The sequence below is a fragment of the Mesorhizobium ciceri WSM4083 genome, from assembly GCF_000519305.1.
Classification (GTDB): Bacteria; Pseudomonadota; Alphaproteobacteria; order Rhizobiales; family Rhizobiaceae; genus Mesorhizobium; species Mesorhizobium ciceri_B.
The window spans coordinates 546,832-561,303 of the sequence record NZ_KI912610.1 but is presented as its reverse complement, the minus strand read 5'-3'; the positions used below and the strand labels follow the sequence as shown (position 1 = coordinate 561,303).

The 14,472-nt window shown below is 61.5% G+C and carries 11 protein-coding genes; 4 read left to right on the top strand and 7 right to left on the bottom strand.

What is annotated here, in order from left to right; all coding sequences use genetic code 11:
* Positions 1–111: 111 nt before the first annotated feature.
* From MESCI2_RS01000000135870 to MESCI2_RS01000000135855, 7 genes are all read right to left on the bottom strand, one after another.
* Complete coding sequence (locus MESCI2_RS01000000135870) at positions 112–3,072, bottom strand: DUF5801 repeats-in-toxin domain-containing protein (protein WP_050596714.1); 2,961 nt, start codon at positions 3,070–3,072, stop codon at positions 112–114.
* A 370-nt stretch (positions 3,073–3,442) separates the two neighbouring features.
* Positions 3,443–3,967 (bottom strand): response regulator transcription factor, encoded by a 525-nt coding sequence (locus tag MESCI2_RS0128790; RefSeq protein WP_245270489.1) that lies wholly within the window; start codon positions 3,965–3,967, stop codon positions 3,443–3,445.
* Between the two features lie 438 nt (positions 3,968–4,405).
* Positions 4,406–5,326 carry an ABC transporter permease gene (locus tag MESCI2_RS0128785; RefSeq protein ID WP_027039480.1) on the bottom strand — a complete coding sequence of 307 codons (921 nt, stop codon included), beginning with the start codon at positions 5,324–5,326 and terminating at the stop codon, positions 4,406–4,408.
* The gene (locus MESCI2_RS01000000135865) at positions 5,326–6,417 is read right to left on the bottom strand and encodes an ABC transporter permease (protein WP_032901415.1); all 1,092 of its coding nucleotides are present in this window, start codon (positions 6,415–6,417) and stop codon (positions 5,326–5,328) included. The genes MESCI2_RS0128785 and MESCI2_RS01000000135865 overlap by 1 nt, the downstream gene beginning before the upstream one ends.
* Positions 6,401–7,948: an ABC transporter ATP-binding protein gene (locus tag MESCI2_RS01000000135860; RefSeq protein ID WP_032901414.1), complete on the bottom strand. Its 1,548-nt coding sequence runs from the start codon at positions 7,946–7,948 to the stop codon at positions 6,401–6,403. Before MESCI2_RS01000000135860 ends, MESCI2_RS01000000135865 begins: the two co-directional genes overlap by 17 nt.
* Positions 7,949–8,044: 96 nt before the next feature.
* Positions 8,045–9,139 (bottom strand): BMP family ABC transporter substrate-binding protein, encoded by a 1,095-nt coding sequence (locus MESCI2_RS0128770; RefSeq protein WP_027039479.1) that lies wholly within the window; start codon positions 9,137–9,139, stop codon positions 8,045–8,047.
* The gene (locus MESCI2_RS01000000135855) at positions 9,136–9,975 is read right to left on the bottom strand and encodes a GntR family transcriptional regulator (RefSeq protein ID WP_032901485.1); all 840 of its coding nucleotides are present in this window, start codon (positions 9,973–9,975) and stop codon (positions 9,136–9,138) included. The genes MESCI2_RS0128770 and MESCI2_RS01000000135855 overlap by 4 nt, the downstream gene beginning before the upstream one ends.
* Before the next feature lie 249 nt (positions 9,976–10,224).
* Here MESCI2_RS01000000135855 and MESCI2_RS0128760 point away from each other — a divergent pair, with 249 nt between their 5' ends.
* Genes MESCI2_RS0128760 through MESCI2_RS0128745 form a run of 4 tightly spaced genes read left to right on the top strand, consistent with a single transcriptional unit; the run spans position 10,225 to position 14,455 of the window.
* The gene (locus MESCI2_RS0128760; RefSeq protein WP_027039478.1) at positions 10,225–11,082 is read left to right on the top strand and encodes an aromatic ring-hydroxylating oxygenase subunit alpha; all 858 of its coding nucleotides are present in this window, start codon (positions 10,225–10,227) and stop codon (positions 11,080–11,082) included.
* A gap of 29 nt (positions 11,083–11,111) precedes the next feature.
* Positions 11,112–12,005: an aromatic ring-hydroxylating oxygenase subunit alpha gene (locus MESCI2_RS0128755; protein WP_027039477.1), complete on the top strand. Its 894-nt coding sequence runs from the start codon at positions 11,112–11,114 to the stop codon at positions 12,003–12,005.
* A gap of 23 nt (positions 12,006–12,028) precedes the next feature.
* A complete protein-coding gene (locus tag MESCI2_RS0128750) occupies positions 12,029–13,795 on the top strand; it encodes a Rieske 2Fe-2S domain-containing protein (RefSeq protein ID WP_027039476.1) in 1,767 nt (588 codons plus the stop codon).
* Positions 13,796–13,804: 9 nt separating this feature from the next.
* Positions 13,805–14,455: a glutathione S-transferase family protein gene (locus MESCI2_RS0128745; RefSeq protein ID WP_027039475.1), complete on the top strand. Its 651-nt coding sequence runs from the start codon at positions 13,805–13,807 to the stop codon at positions 14,453–14,455.
* Positions 14,456–14,472: the final 17 nt, after the last annotated feature.

The window sequence follows — 14,472 nt, the reverse complement described above, 5'->3', positions numbered from 1 at the left end:
CGTATCTGCCTGTGTGCGGGTTCGCGCCGTTGTCTGAGCCGGTTTGCGAGAGCGCGAGATCATCTCAATGGACACTGGAGGCGGCGTGAGCCGCCTCCAACTGGTCCAATGTTAGGCAAGGACGTCAACCAGCAGGTGCTGGACGCCCGTCGTATCGCCGTCGCCGTCCTGGATGTTGACCGCGAAGTCGAGGTCGGCGCCGATCTGACCGGAAGTCGTCTGGATGAAGCCGATGTCCGTGATCTTGAGGACGTCGTTGTCCGTGTTTTCCCAAGCCACCAACGGACCACCAACCGGGCTGGCACCCTCAACCGGGACAGTAGCCGGGTTATCGGTCGCCTTGTTCAGGTTGATGCCAGACCCGGTCAGCCCGTTACCGGACTGCATGATCTGCATCCCCTGGATTTGGAAGTTCTCACCGGCGGCGTTGTAATCGTTGCTCTCGATAATCAACAGAGCATCGTTGTTGTCGAGCGTGAACTCCGTGTTGTAGGGGGAGGGGACACCGCCCGTCGACAATTTGAAGAGGTCCGCGTTGTCGACAACAATCGACCTCGTCGTCTCGACGTCGAGGTTAGCGCCAGTTCCACCCAGGACACCATCGGCACCGTAGTTGATCAGGTCAAGGACCACGATAAGGTCTTCGCTGTTGCCGATGCCGTCGAATTTGATGGCGATAGCGTCTACCGCGTCCGTCGGCGAAACCTTCTCGGTACCACCACCGGGCGCGCCGGGGTTGACGTCGCCCAGAATGTTCTCGTTGAAGAACCGCAGGGTGAGAAGTTCGCCCTTCTGGATCGTGTCGCCGGCCACGCCGTTGGTATTGCCCGTGGCGGAAACCCAGTCCTCGAAGTTGCTGGTGACGAACTGCCCGGCGTTGAACGTGGTGTCACCTGCGATCGGCGAACCGTCACCCGTCGCGTTGAACCCGAAGGGGTTCCCGTTGGGGTTCGAGTTGCCGGTGAACTGCACGTAGAACCCATCGTGGTCAGCAGCTGTGTTGGGGTTGGCGTCCAACTGCGTCACCACGAGTTCGGGGTGACCGGTGTTGCCGGGGGGCGCCTTCGCCGTCAACTCCGAGGAGTGGAAGACGTTGAAGCTGAACCCGTCGATCGGGTCGGTCAAGACGAGGGAGTACGTTCCCGCCGTCTTGTCGAAGGTCAGAGTGCCACCCGCCGTTGCGTCCTGCACTCCGGCCGTGATCGGGTCCTTGTCGTAATGGAACGAGAAGGAGAATTGTGCGGATGTAGCGGTTTCCGAAACGAGTGCCGTTTGGACGTTGGTGATGGCCGGGGTCTGCGCGTTGTCGACCGTGCCGGTCAGGGACAACCGTTGGACACCTGCACCTGCGTCGAGGTCGGCGAAATCTGAGCCACCACCCGTGTAGAACGCTGCCAAGTGGCCGTCCGCACCGATATTGAACGAGAAGTTACCAGTAGCGGTACCACCGGTCGCGGCGATGGTCTCGCCCTGGGCCCCGGCGGGGCCGGGATCGCCGTCGAATCCTTGAACACCGCCGGCGACGCCATCTTGGTCGACAATCGACGGGCCGTCATCCTTGACCTGAAGTAGGTTGCCGATGCTGAGAACGGCCGACTTGTGATCGCCGTCGCCGTCGGTAACGGTCCCCGTCAGAAGAACGCTGTTGACGGCACCCAAGGTGAGGGTGTCATCCGCGTTGTTGGGGTCGGGGTGTCTGATCGACCTTACCTGATCGAGTGTCACGACGCCGGCAGCGCTCACGCTGACCGAGAATACCAGCAGGTTGCTGGTGGCCGTGCGGCCCTCGATGACGCCAGCGTTGGCCGACAGGTTGATCGCCTGACCGGACTCGGAGTCAAGAACATTGACCCCACCTGCGCCTACGCTGAGGGCGAAAGTGACATCGCCTTCACCGTCCGCTCCGAACAGGGCGGCGAAGTTGGGTGCATAATCACCGGTATTATTGGTGCCCAGCAACGACTCATCATCCAGAATAGTCGGCGCGGTACCCGTCGTGCTGATTGACGGGATGTCGTCGTGGAAGATGAGGTTCTGGCCTATGTTGAGGTCAGCCTTCGCAGTATCGCCGTCGCTGTCGGTGATGGTCGCCGTCAAAACGATGAAGTTATCCGCCGACAGCGTTACGGACTCATCATCCGCGTTCGCGTCGGGGTGAACAACCGCCTGCAGCTGATCGAGCGTCACGACGCCAGCGGCAGTCGTCGTAACCGTGAACACCAATGTACCGCTGGCATCAACAGTTCGACCCTCGATGACGCCGTTGTTGTTGAACAGGAGGACCGCCTCGCCGGTTGCAGTGAGATCCAAACCCGAATCCGTACCGTTTCCCCCTGTGATACTCAGAGTGTGAATGGTCGAAGCCTCGCCGTCAGTGCCGCCGTCCTTTGTGAACTGCGTCGAGAAGTCGTCGGACGCGTTGGTGCCCAGTGTCGTCTCGTCCACGACCAGGTCCACATTGTCAGTCGCCTGGCTGATTGTAGGACCGTCGTCGTCAACATTGATGTCGCCACCGACGGACTCATCCGTGTGTGACACCGCGCGGACTTTCAGGATGTCGCTGAAGTCCACCCGGTCATCCGGGTTGAGGTCATTCGGGTGGGCGATTGGCGCGAAGGTGACCATCTGCACCGTGCCCAACGTATTGTCACTGTTGGGGATTATGTAGAAGGCGGCGACAGGGTCACCGCTGGTATCAGTCGCCAACACAGATTTGCCGTCCGCCGACGTGGTGAGGAAGATGTCCTCGCCGCCCACGGTGTTCAATCCAGAATCCGCGTGTGACAGAGGGGCGAATATCAGGCTGTCGACGACTTCGTCGGTTCCCGCCGTCACGTGGATGAGATCGGCCTGACTTGCTGCCTCGGCGGAGTCAGCGAACGCCAGCTGCCCTGGGGTCAAACCAAGACCGTTCAGATAGGTCACAAAGGCGGAGTCGAGGTTAGCGCTAACCAGCAAACCGCCAGCGACGCTTACGGCGACATCATCGCCATCCGGGTCGCCGGTAGCGGTGTTTTGTATACCGGCGGTCTGGTCGTTAACCAACTCGCCTACGATATTAATGGTAGCCATGATGTCATCCTTTCCTGGATGTTGACTATTGTGCACACGGCCCGTACTCACGCTCACGCGAGTACAAGTTCACTGTTTGTTTTTGGAAAGCCCCGCTCCCCTTGGTTCCGTCCGGACCCTTGCCCGCGGCGTTATCGCCTGCGGACTTCGGCCCATCGAGCTGCAATGTGCCGCCGGCGCAGAGGGCGCGTCCATTCCCGCTTCGATAGTATTGCGGTCAATGTCCGCACCTGATCGAACGATATATATCCTTCGATAGATCAGACTGGCGGGTGCCGGGAGAGGCCACGACGGCACAAGGAAGATGCCGTCAGACGGCTTTCCGGCCGTTGCCTTGCGTACAAATGTCCATGAGAGGGGAGAGGGGCGGTCAGAGCAGGCCGGTTCGGCCCGTTCCTGGACGCTCGACGCCTTTGCCGTGCGTCATCCAGGCCAGTTCCGCCCTGCCGCCGAGATGCAGTTTCTCGTAGACGTGATGCAGGTGCATCTTCACCGTGCCTTCGGATAAATGCAGCCGCTGCGCGATGGTCTTGTTGCGCAGCCCGCGCGAGACGAGATCGGCGATCTCGGTCTCCCGCCCGGTCAGCCGGGACATTGGCTGCGGCTGCGAGCCGGGCATCAGCAGCTGCTGGACGATCTTGTTGTCGATCCACTTCTTGCCCGCCGCCACCGCATTCACGCATTCGATGAGAAAGCGGTGGCTGATGCCGTCCAGAAACAGGCCGTCGACATCGAGTGTCTGTATTTCCTTGACATCGAGCCTGCCGGTTGGCTGCACGATGAAGATGATGCCGAGAGCGCTGTTGCCGGCCTTCAGCCGTGAGGAAAGACCTGATGTCTGCTGGTCCGCGAGATCCACGCCGACGATGACGATATCAGGTTGATGGCGCTCCACATGAGCGAGAACGTCCACAGGGCGGCGACACTGGGCGACAACATCGTGTCCAGCCTTCTGCAAAACCCATTCCAGACCGGCGAGATATACCCCTCGCGGGTCCGCCACGACCAACGTCGACATGTGAACACCGTCCGTAAAAAACGCAACGAACTTGGTTAAGTACCCGTAAAATCAGGAAACCAGAGCGTAGTCCGATTGTCAAGGAATTGCTAATATACACATTGCTATAATCCGTGGCGGGCCGGCAGGCTCCCTCGCACCGCAGCAGGCCGGCTGACGATTCTGCAGAGGCGTTGTCGGGATTCCCGTCCCCCACCAGCTATTCCTCGTCTTGCCCTATGTGGCGTCACTTGTGCTGCTTGCGGGCCTGCGATCGCGCACCCATCAGCCAGTGGCGCTCGGCATTCCCTATAACAGGGAATAGACCCCCGCCGCTCAACCCGCCGGACGGAAAGGCTTTGCCAGCGAAGCCGGGAAGTGCAGCGCCAGCATTTGCCGGTTTCGCGAGATCAGCACCAGCACGATGATTGTCGCGAGATAGGGCAGGGCCGAGAGCAGCTCGGACGGCACTTCCAGCCCGAGCGCCTGTCCCTGCAACTGGAGGATCGTCATGCCGCCGAACAGCCAGGCGCCAAGCAGGATGCGCAGCGGCCGCCAAGTGGCGAAAACCACAAGCGCAAGTGCGATCCAACCTTTGCCGGCAGTCATGTTCTCGACCCAGAGTGGTGTGTAGGCGACCGACAGATAGGCGCCCGCCAGTCCCGCCATCGCCCCGCCGAACAAAACGGCCATGTAGCGGATCCTGATCACGGGATAGCCGATCGCATGCGATGTCTGCGGTGACTCGCCGATCGTTCGCAGGATCAGCCCGGCCTTCGTGCGGTAGAGAAACCAGCTGATGGCAGCGAACATCACCAGAGCCAGGTAGACCATTGGATCGAAGCGGAAGAGCAGCGGACCGACCAGCGGCAGATCGGACAGAACAGGGACGTTGATGCCGTGCAGCGCCTCGATAGGCTCGCTGCCGAAGCCGCGTCCAAGGAAGGCGGAGACGCCGGAACCGAAGATGGCCAGCGCCAAGCCGGCCGCATATTGATTGGTGAGGAAGGTCAGCGCCAGAACGCCGAACAGCAGCGAGGCGGCGACACCTGCCAGCGCGCCGGCAAGGATCGCGACAGGCATCGGATAGCCGGCGGTTACGGCTCCGAAAGCCAAGGCGGCGCCCATCAGCATCATGCCTTCGATGCCGAGGTTAAGCACGCCGGACTTCTCCACCACGAGTTCACCGAGGGCAGCGAATATCAGCGGCGTGGCGGCAATGACGGTGCCGGTGAAGATGGCAATGAACAGGTCCATCAGGCTGTCTCCAGCGCATGCGTGTCTCGGGCCGGCCGCACCAGACGTACGCGATAGAAAATGAAAAAGTCGGCGGCGAGCAGGAAGAACAGCAGGATGCCCTGGAAGATGCGCGTCAGCGCCGATGGCAGGCCAAGCGTCATCTGCACGCCCTCGCCGCCAAGGAAAAGCAACGACATCAACAGGCCGCCCAGAACAATGCCGAAGGCGTTCAGCCGGCCGATGAAGGCAACGATGATGGCCGCAAAACCGTAACCAGGCGAAATTTGCGACGAGAGCTGGCCGAGCGGCCCGGCGGCTTCCGCCATGCCGGCGATGCCGGCCGCAGCGCCCCCAGCCAGCAGCCCGATCCAGACGGCGGCCGATTCGCGAAAGCCGGCATAGCGGGCGGCAAGCGGGGCCGCGCCGCTGACCGACATCTTGTAGCCAAGGAAGCTGCGGTCGGTGAACAGCCACATCACGAACACGGCGACGACAGTGATAAAGATCGAAGGGTTGAGCCGATAGGCCGGGTCGAAGGATTCGAACAGGGCGGCTGTCGGCAGAAGCGCCGTCTGCGGGTAGTTGAAACCGGCCGGATCGCGCCACGGTCCATGCACGAGATAGGACAGGAACAGCGTCGCGATATAGGTCATCATCAGCGTGACCAAAATCTCATTGGTGTTCATGCGGGCGCGCAGGAAGGCAGGGATCGCCGCCCATGCCATGCCGGCGCCCATGCCGGCGACGAACATCAACGGCAACAGCAGCACGCTCTCCGGATCGGGCCAGAAGAGACCCACGCCGCTCGCGGCAATCGCGCCCATGGTGAACTGGCCCTCGGCGCCGATGTTCCAGACATTGGCGCGGAATCCGGCCGCCAGCCCACAGGCGATGAGGATCAGCGGCGAAGCCTTGAGCAGCCATTCTGACAAACCGTTGAGGGAATTCAACGGCTCGACAAAGAAGGCGTAGAGCGTCGGCAGCGGATCGTGTCCGAGCGAGGCAAAAAAGACCGAGCCGACGACCAGCGTCAAAACCGACGCCAGTACCGGCGCGGCGACGCGCATTGTTGCCGAAGGCTCCGGCCTTTGTTCAATCCTGAAGTGCAACGTCGCCACTCCCACTTGCCATTTGATCCGTGCTCATCGTTCGACCGGTCATCAGCAGCCCGACCTCTTCGCGGTCGGTCGTCTTGCGTACCAGCGGCGGCGACACCCGGCCCTGACAGATCACCAGCAGCCGGTCGCAGATCTCGAACAACTCGTCGAGCTCCTCGGAGACGACGAGCACCGCCGCGCCGGCGCGGCTGAGGTCGACGATGGTCTGGCGAATGAAGGCGCTGGCGCCGACATCGACACCCCAGGTCGGCTGGGAAACAAGCAGCAGCTTCGGCTCGAGCGCGATCTCGCGACCGACGATGAATTTCTGCAGATTGCCGCCCGAAAGGCTCTGTGCCGTCGAGCCTGCGCCGTTGGCCTTGACCTTGAACCTGTCGATGATGCCGGCAGCGAAAGCGCTGGCCCTGCGCCTGTCGACCAGGCCCTTGCGAACGGTGCCGAAGCGATGGGCGGTCAGAACCGCGTTCTCCCACAGCGTATGCGACGGCACGGCGCCGCGCCCCAGCCGTTCCTCGGGAACGAAGGCGAGACCGAGCTTGCGGCGCTCGTCGGCACGAAGGCAAGCGGCAGCGGCGCCGCAAATCCTGATCGCGTCGTTGTTGTGATGCGTGCGTTCGCCGCTGAGCAAGGCGATAAGCTCGGCCTGGCCGTTTCCCGACACTCCCGCCAGGCCGACGATTTCACCACCATGAACGTTGAAGGAGACATCCTTCAGATCCACGCCGAAATGGTCTCTTGCCTTGACCGAAAGGTTGTTGACCTCGAGCACTGGCTTCTCGCTTGGGCTCGGCGGGCTGACATGCATTTCCGGCAGCTTCGATCCGACCATCATGCGGGCGAGCTCGAGCGAGGTCGTCTCTTTCGGCCGAGTGGTGCCGGTGACCTTGCCGTTACGCAGCACGGTTGCGGTGTCGCAGAGCTCCTGCACCTCGTCGAGCTTGTGGCTGATATAGACGATGCTGCAGCCTTCGGCGGCGAGTTGTCGAAGCGTCTCGAACAGCTTGACCACCGCCTGTGGCGTCAGCACGGAGGTCGGCTCGTCGAGGATCAGAAGCTTGGGCGCCTGCAGCAGGCAGCGCACGATCTCGACGCGCTGCCGCTCGCCGACAGAGAGGTCATGCACCTGGCGATGCGGATCGATCGGCATGCCGTAACGAAGCGAAAGCTCGCGGATCTTGTCGGCAAGCGAGGGCAGGTCGAAGGCGCTGCTTGCCGAGAGCGCGATGTTCTCGACCACCGAAACGGATTCGAACAGCGCGAAGTGCTGGTAGACCATCTCGATGCCGAGCGCGCGCGACGTCGCCGGGTTGTGCGCCGCGATCGGATTGCCGTCGCAGAAGATCTCGCCGGAATCGGCCTGCGCCGCGCCATAGATGATCTTCATCAGGGTCGATTTGCCGGCGCCGTTTTCGCCCAGCACGGCGTGGATTTCGCCGGGCTGGATAGACAGCGAGACGTCGTCATTGGCGATGACGCCGGGATAGCGTTTGCAGATGTTGCGCAGTTCTAGACGCGGATGCATGGCGGGTCCTGCCGTGGCGTGAAGCGGGGTTGGACGGGAACCAGGCAGGGAGACGCCGAAGGTCGGCTCCGGTGTCTCCCTGTTCTTTGATGGCGCTCAGCTCAGCTTGCCGATCATCCCCTTGACGAACCAGTTCATGCCGCGAACATCGTCATCGGCCAAGACCGAGCCTGCAGCGACCTTGACGTTGCCGTCCTGGTCCTTCAGCTCGCCGCCATAGGGGTGTACCTTGCCGCTGCCGATGTCGGCCTCGAGTTGCTTCAGCTTGGCCTTGGTGTCGGCCGGTATGCCGTCATTGTAGGGCGCCATCTTTACGACGCCCCCTGCCAGTCCGTCCCAACGGACTTCCGGCTTCCAGGTGCCGGCAGCGACAGCCTTGGCTGCGCCGACATAATCGCTGGTCCAGTCGAGCACGAATGACGTCAGCTGTTTGCCCGAAGCGAACTTCGCCATGTCGCTGGCATAGCCGATCGACCAGGCGCCGCCTTCGCCGGCGACCTGGACACCGGTTGCCGTGTCGGTCATCGAGCAGATGACGTCGCAGCCTTGCGAAAGCAGCGTCTTGGCCGCCTCCTTCTCCTTGCCCGGATCGAACCAGGAATTCAGGAAGATGGCGTTGCAGGTGGCGTTCGGATTGACGCTTTGCGCACCGAGCAGCAGCGCGTTGGCCGGGCCGACGATATCCGGAATCGGGAAGCCGCCGATGAAGCCGATCTTGCCTGATTTCGACATGTAGCCGCCGGCCGCGCCGGCGACGAAAGTGCCCTCGTAATATTTGGCTTCAAAGGTGCCTAGATTGGCGAGGTGGACGATGCCGGAGCAATGTTCGAAGGCGACCTTCGGAAAGCGCGGCGCCACCTTCTGCATCGGGGTGCCGTGCGAGAAACTGGTGCCGAAGATCAATTTGTTGCCGGCGCTGGCCAGCTCGCGAAAAATGCGCTCCGCATCTTGCGGCATGAAGATGTTGTCAATGACGGTGAGCTCGACCTTGTCGCCGAACGCGGCCTTGATGGCGTCGACACCGAGGCTGTGCTGCTTGGTCCAGCCGATCTCGGCGACCGGCGAGACATAGACGGCACCGATCTTCAGCACCTCCTGGGCGCGCGCGATCGTTGTCAGTCCTCCGGTGCCGAGCGCAGCGCCGAGCGCGCCGCTGTATTTGAGGAAATTGCGTCTTGTCAGATCGTTCATGATGGTAACCCTCTGTTGGTTTTTTTTGTTGACGCCCGGCTTGTCGGTGCCCGGTCTATTTTGGGGAGATGGACGTGCACATGCGCCGTGCTACCGCCACTCCCTGATGCGTTGGCTGGTTTTCTTGGCGCAACCGGCACAGTTGCGCCGTCGGTCCTGCCGTCGAGATAAGGCGCCAACGCTTCGGCTGGCGTCATCTCCGGAAACACTTCGCGATCCATGATGTAGCCCCGCACCACCGCGCGATGGTGGCTGTCTATCAGGTCCATGGCCTGTTTCAGGCGGCCCTTTTCCAGCAGATCGACGACCCGCGAGTGGTCGTCCAGCAGATTGCAATAGTCGAAATCGGCGGTGATGAGCGAGCGCAGTAGCGTCGTGCGGCGCACCAGCTGGGCGTGGATTTCCTGCATGACCTTGTTGCGGCTGAGGCGCACGAACACGGTGTGGAATTCCTGGCCGAGCACGTCCGCCAGCGCATCGTTGCCGACAGCCACCGCCTGCCGCTGCCGTTCGACATGCTGGCGCAGTTCGGCCCAGCCGGCCGGGCCAAGCCGATCGCTGAGCTGCGCCGCAACGCCTTGCTCGACGAGCGTCAGGGCATCGTAGATCTCCATCGCTTCCTGCATGCTCGGCTTGGCGACAAAGGCGCCGCGGTTGCGTTCGATCTGCGCCAGCCCGTCGTCGGCGAGCCGGATCAAGGCCTGGCGCACCACGATGCGGCTGACGTTGAATATTTCAGAGAGTTCGCGTTCACCGAGCTTGCAGCCGGGCACCAGCCGATGGTCGATGATGGCGCGGGTCAGCGTGTCCGCGATCGTCTGGGAGCGGCTGCTCAAGGCGCGGTCCTCCGCCACTTCGACGACATCATCAGCAGGCTTTCGTTATAGGACTATGCCCTGTCGGGGTGCGACATATCCCAGGTTCAGCTTTCCCATATCGGAATTCAATCACCTTAATCTGTCAACACAAAAAAGGATTTTGAATGACAAAAAAATATTGATTGGTATCCAATCTTGTGATCTCGTTATGTCGAGACGTTGGGCTAGGTTCATTGTGAAGGGCTAGCCGAGTTGGGAGGGAAGCCGATGGCAACCCGTTGCGTTGACCGCGAGCTTCTTAACGACTGGCATATCGTCGCGGACCAGGAATCGCTCAGCCAGGACACGCCATTTGCGACACGCCTGCTCGGGGTCGATCTCGCCGTTCACGCACGCTCAAACAAGATCGAAGTCATTCGCAGCGATACGGGCGCCACGCTGAACAGTGCCGAGCGCTATGGCTTCATCTGGACCTGCCTGGACAGGCCCTGGCGCGACATCATCTACATTCCCGAGGCCAATGAGGCGGATCGGCACTTGGTCAATGGTGGGTCGATCGCGGTCAAGGTGTCGGGCCTTCGCGCCGTCGAGAATTTTCTCGACATGGGGCATTTCCCTTTCATCCACACCGGCTGGCTCGGTGAGGAGCCGCATACGGAAGTGGTCCCTTACAAGGTGGAAATCACGCCTCAGGACGAGGTGCTGGCGACCGAGTGCAAATTCTACCAGCCCATCGCGTCGCCGACCGCAAAGGAAGGGTTTGTCGTCGAGTACATCTACAAGGTGATCCGGCCCTACACGGTGGCGCTTTACAAGAGCAATCCGATCCAGAAGGACAGGCTGGATGTCATCACGCTGTTCGTGCAGCCGGTCGACGAAGAGAACTGCGTCGCGCATCCCTATCTCTGCTATCTCAAGGAAGGCATGGACGCGGCGACGGTGCGCAGTTTCATGCAATTGATCTTTGCCCAGGACAAGCCGATCCTGGAGAACCAGGTCCCCAAGCGTCTGCCGCTCGATCCGCGCGCCGAGACACCGATCCGTGCCGATGCCGTCTCGGTTTCCTATCGGCGCTGGCTGCGTGACCGTGCCGTCACCTATGGCGCGATACCGGCACAAGCCTGATGACGTCCGAGGGGCATTCAAGGGGTAATATGATGACAAAATGCTCTGATCCCGTGATCCTCAATCTTTGGCATCCGATAGGGGCGATCGCCGAGGCTGCACCTGGCGGCGTCCAGGAAACCGTTCTGCTCGAGGAGCGCCTCAGCTTCGCGTTCAATGCGGATGGCGAGCCCGTCGTCTGGCGCTCGCGTCCGGGTGCACAAGGGGTTGGTCAAATTTCAGCCGCCGACAGGCTGCCGGCAAGAAGCACCTACGGCTATGTCTGGACCTCGCTCGGCTCACCGCCCGCCGATCTTTTCCCGATCCCGGAATATGAGGAGCCTGACCGCCGCAAGCTCAATGCGGCAACGTTTGGCGTCAACGTCTCGGCCCCGCGTGCCATCGAGAATTTTCTCGACATGGGTCACTTCCCCTATGTGCACACCGATATTCTCGGCGTCGAGCCGCACACCGAAGTCAAGGAATATGATGTCGAGATCTCCGTCGATCGCGACGAGATCCTGGCCACACGTTGTCGCTTCTTCCAGCCGATGGCTTCGACCGCGTCCGATGGCGGAGCCGATGTCGACTACGTCTATCGCGTGCCGCATCCCTATTGCTCGGTGCTCTACAAATCGAGCCCGGTCGACGAGGCCCGACGCGATGTCATTGCCGTCTTCCTGCAGCCGGTCGATCAGGAGCACGTGCGCGCCCACATGCTGCTTTGCGTGCTTGATGAAGACAATGAAGACAAGGTCATCAAGCGCTTTCAGCAGACGATCTTCGGCCAGGACAAGCCGATCCTGGAAAACCAGGTGCCAAAGCGCCTGCCGCTGGATCCGCGCGCCGAGACCCCAATCCGCGCCGACAAGTCGGCCATCGCCTACAGGCGATGGCTCAGCCAGAAGGGCATCACCTACGGCGTCATTCCGGTCGCGGCCTGACAAGACATTTTTGGAGACGACGAATGCTGGAAGTAGCCAAAAGCCAGTGGCATCCGATCGCTGCTGCCCATGACCTGCCGTTCCGCCATGTTTTCCATGGCCAGCTGCTCGGCCGGGAATTTGCCGTGTGGCGGGCCGACGACGGTTACGTCAACATCTGGGAGAACCGTTGCCTGCATCGCGGCGTCAGGCTGTCGATCGGCATCAATGATGGGCGTGAGCTGAAATGCCAGTATCACGGCTGGCGTTATTCGAACCGCACCGCCGGCTGCACCTATATTCCGGCGCATCCGGCCGACGCACCGGCCCGCACCATCACCAATCGCACCTTCCCGGCGGTCGAGCGCTACGGCCTGGTCTGGTCCTCGGAAGAGCCACGCGGCGAAGTACCCGATGTTGCCGCACTGGCCGAAGGCAAGCTGCTCGCCTTGCGCGGAATTCCGGTCGACGCGCCGGCCGACAAAGTCATCGAGAGACTGAAGGCCTATCGCTTCCAACCCAATGCGGCGATTGATGGCGGGGGCGCGCAAACCGTCATCGAGGCCGCGCGGGATTTTGTCGTGGCGCTGCATTCGCGCGCTGGAGGTGCCGAGACGCACGGCGTGTTCTTCGTTCAGCCAGTGGATTCAAACCGCTCGGTGATCCGCGGGGTTCTCGATCAGGAGGCCGAAGGGGCCGCGCGCCTCGCCATCCTGCGTCATCACAATGAACGGCTTTCCAGGCTGCGCGATGAGGTCGAGCGCGAAGCGGCAAGTGCGCCTGCGCCCACCCCTATCGAACCGATCTACGAAAGGGTGTCGGCCGAACTCGCCGAGATGCCGGAAATGACCACGCATGGTCGCAAGGCGGCGCTGCGAGTCAGCGTGGCCAGGAAATGGCAGACCGCTGACGGCATCGCCGGTTTCGAGCTTCGCCCGATCAAGGGCATCCTTCCGACCTTCCAGCCTGGTGCCCATATCGACGTCCATATGCCCAATGGCGAGGTCAGGCAGTATTCGATCACCAACGGCCCCGGTGAAACCGACAGCTTCGTCATCGGCGTCAAGCTGGAGCGGGATTCGAAAGGCGGCTCGAAATGCATGCACGAGACAGTGCGCGAAGGCGACGTGCTGGCGATTTCCGAGCCGCGCAACAACTTCCCGCTGCGCCGCGATGCGATCAAGACGCTGTTCGTCGCCGGCGGCATCGGCATCACGCCGCTGCTCGCCATGGCCCAGGCATTGAAGAACCAGGAACTGACGCATGAGCTTCATTATTTCGCACAGGGTGAAGAACACCTCGCTTTCGCCGATCGGCTGAAACATCTCGGCGATGCGCTGAAACCGCATCTTGGGCTCTCACCTGACGCGACCGGTGCCGAGCTTCGACAGATTCTCGCCGCTTACCGCAATGGCATGCATCTCTACATCTGCGGTCCCGGACCAATGCTGGAGGCTGCGCGCAAGATAGCGGCCGATCAGGGCTGGCCGGATGCCGCTGTCCATTTCGAGTATTTCAAGAACACCAACAAGATCGACGACAGTTCGAGCTTCGAGGTAGCGCTGGCGCGCTCCTGCGTCACGCTTCAGGTGCCGGCGGGCAAGACTATCATGCAGGTCATGCGCGAAAGTGGCATCGACGTTCCGTCATCCTGCGAGCAAGGCGCCTGCGGTACCTGTGTGGCGACAGTGATCGAGGGCGAGCCGGACCATCAGGACGTCTACCTCAACGATGCCGAGAGGAAGGCCGGAACCAAGATCATGACCTGCGTTTCGCGCGCCAAGTCGGCGCGCCTCGTGCTGGACATCTAGGAGCTGCCGATGATTACGCTTTACGACTACGAACTGTCCGGCAATTGCTACAAGCTGCGCTTGCTGATGAGCTTTCTCGGCATTGAGTACAAGACCGTGCCGGTCGACTTCTATCCTGGACGCGAACACAAGTCGGAGTGGTTCCTGAAGCTCAATCCGCTCGGCCAACTGCCGGTCATCGAGGATGACGGGCTAATCCTGCGCGATGCCCAGGCAATCCTGGTCTATCTCGCTTCGAAATACGACCCATCCGCCACCTGGTATTCCAGGGACAATCCGGCCCTGCTCGGGGAAATCAGCCAGTGGCTGGCCTTCGCCGACGGCATCACGTCGACATCGTCGGCTGCGCGATTGCACGATGCGCTGTTCTACGATTTCGACATCGACGCAGCCCGCGCCGGCGCGCACCGGCTATTCCGTATCCTCGACGAACATCTGTGGTTCGGCGAACAGCAGGGCCGCAACTGGATCTGTTCGGCCACTCACCCGACCATCGCCGACATCGCCTGTTTTCCTTACATCATCCTGTCGGAGGAAGGCGGTATTCCGCGCCAGGACTATCCGGCAATTCGGCGCTGGTGCGATCGCGTGAAACGCATCAAGGGCTTTACGGTGATGTCGGGCGTGTTCCCCGCTGGCCCCGGCAAGATCGCCGCATAATCTGATCACAAAGAGCC